We start from the raw sequence: 3,935 nt of genomic DNA on the forward strand, positions 1-3,935 counted from the left end.
TGCTATACTCCTTTAAGCAAGCGAAAGGAGCGAAAAATGAATAAAAAAATAGTTAACAAAGCCAACACAGTCCGATTTATTGTTATTATCGGTGTTATTATTATACCACTTATGTATAGTTTTTTCTATCTCAGTGCCTTCTGGGATCCCTACTCAAAATTGGATAACCTGCCGGTGGCACTCGTCAATAATGATGCGGGTGCCACCATCAATAATCAGCAACGCAATCTGGGGGACGAATTCCTCGACGAGTTGATTAAAGATGGTACCTTTAAGTATGTAATCACCGACGAGGCCACCGGTAAAGCCGGTACCGAAAGCGATGATTACTACGCCATGATCGTGGTGCCTCAGAATTTCTCTAACAATATTGCGTCGGCAGCGACGGTCAATAAGCAGACCGCCAGCATTATCTTTTCGCCCAATGAAAAAAGAAATTATTTGGCCAGTCAGATCCTGGGAAAAGCTGAGATGCAAATGGAAACCAGCTTAAGAGAAAGCATTTCTGGCGAAATCGTCAACAATCTGACCGATCAGGTGGCCAAGGTGCCCGGTCAGTTGGGCACCCTTAATGATGGCTTAACCCAGCTTTCCAGCGGATCAGCGCAATTGCTGAGTGGCTCTCAGACCTTAGCCAACGGCACTTATTCGCTGGTTGCCGGTTCCCAGGAATTGGCCTCCGGTTCGGAAACCCTGGCCTCCGGCACTCAGGCGTTAGCCGCTGGCAGCCAGACCCTGGCCTCCGGCACTCAAACCCTGGCCGCTGGAACATCACAATTTGCCGCAAAATTTTCTGATTTTAACGATGGTATCAGTACCTTAAAAAGTGGTTCGGCCCAAGTGAGCAATGGTGCAGAAAGTTTGGCAGCTGGAACCGATCAGTTGAATCAGGGGATTCAGGGCTATACCGCCGGTGTCGATACGCTGATCGGCAATGTTAACCAGACCTCGGCCTTTATCTCGGCTTTTGTCGGCGAACATCCGGAATTAATGGCCGATCCCCAATTTGCCGCCTTTATTTCGAACATGGCCTCCAGCGATAACGCCGAGAGCATTGCCCAATTGGAAGCGGCTGGTAGTCAACTTAGTGGGGCATCCGATGCTATCGCCGCCGGAACCCAGGCATTAGCCGCCGGAACCAGCAATCTGGATGATGGGATTGCCACCGTCAGTGCCGCCGCTGGCCAATTAAATAATGCTGCCGATAGCATTTCAGCTGGAGCCAGTGTCGTTTCAGACGGCGCCTCATCACTGACAAACGGCGCTACAGCACTGTCAAGCGGTGCCACCACCCTGACCAATGGCGTTTATACTCTGGCCGACGGCGCTTCCACCCTGGCTAGTGGTGCCACGACTTTGGTCGATGGTCAGCAGCAGCTTAACAGCGGCATCACCACCGCCCAGAACGGCGTCACGACGGCCGTCAATGACGCCAATGCCGACACCGCCAAATTAAATGGTTTGGGTACCTATGTCAGTGAGCCGGTTACGGTGGACGATGCGGTCATCGACCCGATTGCCAATTATGGTACCTACTTTTCGCCCTATTTTATGTCCCTGTCGCTATGGGTTGGCGGTCTGATTATCTTCTTCGGGATCTATTTTGATGCCGATCAGAAATTTAAGATCCTGTCCCGGGAAAGCAGCAATAAGACTGCCCGCAGCTTTATTTATCTGCTGCTGGGCCTGGCCCAGGCGATTTTGCTGGGCAGCATCATTAAATATGTCTTAGGGTTGGAAATCGCCCATACCGGCTTGTACTTTGTTTCGGTTTGTCTGGTCTCGATGACCTTCCTGGCGATTGTCCAATTCTGTATTATCCACATGGGCGATGCCGGAAAATTTGTGGCATTGACGTTGCTGATTCTGCAGTTGACCTCCTGCGGTGGCACCTTCCCGATCGAAACGGTGCCGAAGTTCTTCCAGGTGCTGTATCCCTTTATGCCGATGACTTATTCAGTGGTGGTGTTTAAGGATACCATTACCGGTGCGATCTCCGGCGACTTCTGGCATAGTTTCCTGATTCTGGCTATTTATCTGGTGGTTTTCTTTGCCGCCACGATCTTCCTGACTACGATCAAGAAAAAGAAGGCCGAGAAAGAGGATGTGACGGTCAAAGCCGAACTGAATTCAGACCAGTCATTCTAAATAAGTAGAATTAAATATTTAAGGGGCGATCCGTGATGACCAGGGGGTCAGACCCTCGCCTGCACACTGCACAATTACAAGTATCAATTGCAAAAATCTTCAATCCAACAGATATAGACCAAATAAAAAGAACTCTGCATATCAATATGTGGGGTTCTTTTTATTTGCTGTCGATCACTTTGAAATAACAAGCTGAAATGATATAATTATTTAAAAAAAAGATCATGAGGAGTGTCTGCATGTCCGATGCATCAATAACCAAAAAAGCTATCGCCAAGGGCTTTAAACATATTCTAAACAATAAAAACTTTGAAAAAATAACCATTGCCGAAATTACCGCCGAGTGTGGCCTGAACCGCCAGACCTTTTATTATCATTTTCACGATAAATACGATCTGATCAACTGGATCGTTTATCAGGAGGCGATTCTGGTGATCCGAACAGAGCTCACCATCGAAAACTGGGATAGCAAGGTGCTGGAGCTGTTAACGACGATGAAAAATGATGGTCATTTTTATCAAACCACCTTAAAAGACATCAACGGCACTGAATTTCAGAATTATCTGTTTACCGTTACCAAGGAAATTTTTATCGAAATGATTGAACACTTGTCCAGTGATCGCAAAATCAATTCGGAAGCAGTCCCGGTGATGACACCCCAGAAGAAAACTTTTACTGCCGAATTTTTATCCTATGGGGTGGTGGGGATGATTATTAACTGGGCCCAAAACGGGATGAAGCAATCACCAGAGGAAATCACCATCAGTATCAAAGAGATTATCAACGGGGCCCGGATGTTTGCCGTTTCCCGTTATTTTCAGGAACTGACCAAAGCGTAACAGCGAAGATCGGCTGGATAAACAGCCCCAAATAATCAACAAGAAAATTTAAGGAGTCCATATGAAAAAGAATGAAGTGATTGAATTAACGATAGCGGGATTTAATTTCCCCGGTAAATCCTGGGGAATGCACGGCGAAAAAAAAGTCGTTATGAAAAACGGCCTGCCCGGCCAACGGGTACTGGTGAACATTGCCAAGAAACGAAAAAAATTTGAAGGCCGAATCCTGGAAGTGCTGGAAAAAGCCCCTAATGAAATTGACGCCGCCTGCGATGTCTTTGCCAAATGCGGGGGCTGTACCTATCAGAACCTGCCCTATCAAGAACAGTTAAAGCTTAAAGAAAACTATGTCTTAAACCTGTTGGAACAGGCCGGGATCGCGGGCTTTGCCTATGAGGGGATTGTTCCCAGCCCCGAGGTTTTTGGTTACCGGAATAAGATGGAGTATTCCTTTGGCGATAACGAAAAGGATGGCCCGCTGATGCTGGGACTTCACGAACAGGGCAGCTTCTATAATATTGTTAAAACCGATGGTTGCCAGATTACCGACGGGGATTTTAATGCGATTCAAACGGCGGTGCTGGGCTATTTTACCCAAACTGGGGACAGCTATTTTCATAAACGCAGCCACGAAGGCTTTTTAAGACATCTGGTCGTGCGCAAGGGCAAACACACCGGCGATCTGCTGATCAATCTGGCCACCACCACCCAGGGAACCCTGGACGAAGCGGCCTTTGTCAAATGCCTGCTGGATCTATCGCTTATCGGCCAGATCCGGGGAATTCTGCATACCCAAAACGATGGCATCGCCGATGTGGTCAAAGCCGAAACCGCCAAAACCCTGTATGGTGAAGACAAAATTGAAGATAAGATTTTGGGACTGACCTTTGAAATCACCAGCTTTTCCTTTTTCCAGACCAATACCTTAGGAGCCGAAAAACTCTATTC

General features: G+C 47.5%; 3 protein-coding genes. All 3 read left to right on the plus strand.

The window, feature by feature from the left end; all coding sequences use genetic code 11:
* The first annotated feature begins 36 nt into the window (after nt 1–36).
* Nucleotides 37–2,148 (plus strand): YhgE/Pip family protein, encoded by a 2,112-nt coding sequence (locus tag ACEW8F_RS03245; protein ID WP_373482038.1) that lies wholly within the window; start codon nt 37–39, stop codon nt 2,146–2,148.
* Nucleotides 2,149–2,387: 239 nt separating this feature from the next.
* A complete protein-coding gene (locus ACEW8F_RS03250) occupies nt 2,388–2,987 on the plus strand; it encodes a TetR/AcrR family transcriptional regulator C-terminal domain-containing protein (RefSeq protein ID WP_373482039.1) in 600 nt (199 codons plus the stop codon).
* Nucleotides 2,988–3,048: 61 nt separating this feature from the next.
* Nucleotides 3,049–3,935: class I SAM-dependent RNA methyltransferase (locus ACEW8F_RS03255; protein WP_373482040.1), on the plus strand; the 887-nt coding region annotated here is incomplete at its 3' end.

Source organism: Acetobacterium sp. (assembly GCF_041752335.1).
GTDB lineage: Bacteria > Bacillota > Clostridia > Eubacteriales > Eubacteriaceae > Acetobacterium.

Coding starts and splice junctions, on each gene's coding strand:
- ACEW8F_RS03245 (WP_373482038.1), top strand. CDS start 37: ATGAATAAAAAAATAGTTAACAAAGCCAACACAGTCCGATTTATTGTT.
- ACEW8F_RS03250 (WP_373482039.1), top strand. CDS start 2,388: ATGTCCGATGCATCAATAACCAAAAAAGCTATCGCCAAGGGCTTTAAA.